This is a genomic window from Candidatus Eisenbacteria bacterium, assembly GCA_035712145.1.
Classification (GTDB): Bacteria; Eisenbacteria; RBG-16-71-46; order RBG-16-71-46; family RBG-16-71-46; genus DASTBI01.
Window position 1 is genome coordinate 1 of the sequence record DASTBI010000215.1, and the last position, 1,119, is coordinate 1,119.

2 protein-coding genes are annotated in these 1,119 nt (G+C 66.1%); both read right to left on the reverse strand.

The window, feature by feature from the left end; genetic code table 11:
- Nucleotides 1–605: hypothetical protein (locus tag VFQ05_15165; protein ID HET9328105.1), on the reverse strand; the 605-nt coding region annotated here is incomplete at its 3' end.
- 104 nt (nucleotides 606–709) lie between these two features.
- Nucleotides 710–1,119: hypothetical protein (locus tag VFQ05_15170; GenBank protein HET9328106.1), on the reverse strand; the 410-nt coding region annotated here is incomplete at its 5' end.

The window sequence follows — 1,119 nt, forward strand, 5'->3', positions numbered from 1 at the left end:
GAAACCCAGTCGCCGATGTGACCGCTCGCGTCGACCGCGCTGAAGAGAACGTCGTTGCGTGGGAGATGGGTGCTGTCGGATCCACCGAGCACGTAGACCATCGTGCCGACACCGCCACCGGGAGGCCCGGCCACGGCTGCGGCATGACCACTGAGACCGACAGGGAGCGGCGTGCTCGCGCTCCAGTTGATCGTCGAGGGGCTGAACGTCGCGTTCTGGGTCACCGTGAACTGAACCGTATCGCTCATGCCTTTCGCGGTCTGGACTCGAACCGGGCCGGTGGCCGCGCCGGATGGGACGGTGGCCACGATGAAGTCGTTCGTCCAATCGGACCTGATCGCGATCACGCCGGCGACGCTGCCTCCGCTTCCATTGGAGAACCAGACCCGTCCTGACTGACCCTGAAAGGAGCCGAAGTTCGTCCCTTCCAGAATGGCCGTGCTGCCGACCGGGCCGGAGGGTTGGGTGGCCCCGTTGATGGTGATGAGAACGGGCGGGCCCGACAGCACCGGGTCGAGGAGGGCAGAGCCTTTGTCGCCGCCGCACCCCACGAGCGGGCCTGCAACCAGGGCGAACGCCAAGATCGAGCAATGCTTCAGCGCCATGACGCACCTCTTCGGCCAGTGAGATCGCCGGGGGGATGAGGGCCTGGGCCCTGACACGCCAATGGGACCGTTATCGACCCGTGGGGTGCGGAACTACATGAAGCTCAAGGACTGGATCCGCCGAGGTTTTCTTGAAGATAGGAGAGAACCGTTCGAAGCACGCTCGAGGTGCGCGGCGTGGGATCACCGTTGTCGAAGCCGTGTGCCGCCTGACGGTGATTGACGATCACGACAGGTGCATCTGCCGCGAGTGCCTCCTGGACAAAGCGATCGACTCCCTCGAGCAGGTCGGGAATCTCGTCGCGGCCCGCGCGGACGAGCATCATCGGCGCCATGGAGGCCGCGCTCTCGCCGAGGTGAGGCCCGGGTGAGCACTCCTCGAGCTGCGCCGCGGTCAGGTGCTGCCTCAGGTGCGTGGAGACGCGCAGATCGATGATGGGATAGATCGCCACGATGCAGCGCAGCCATGGTGGACGGCGCCGGATGGGCGGGCCCAGCAGCATGCCTCCTGCCG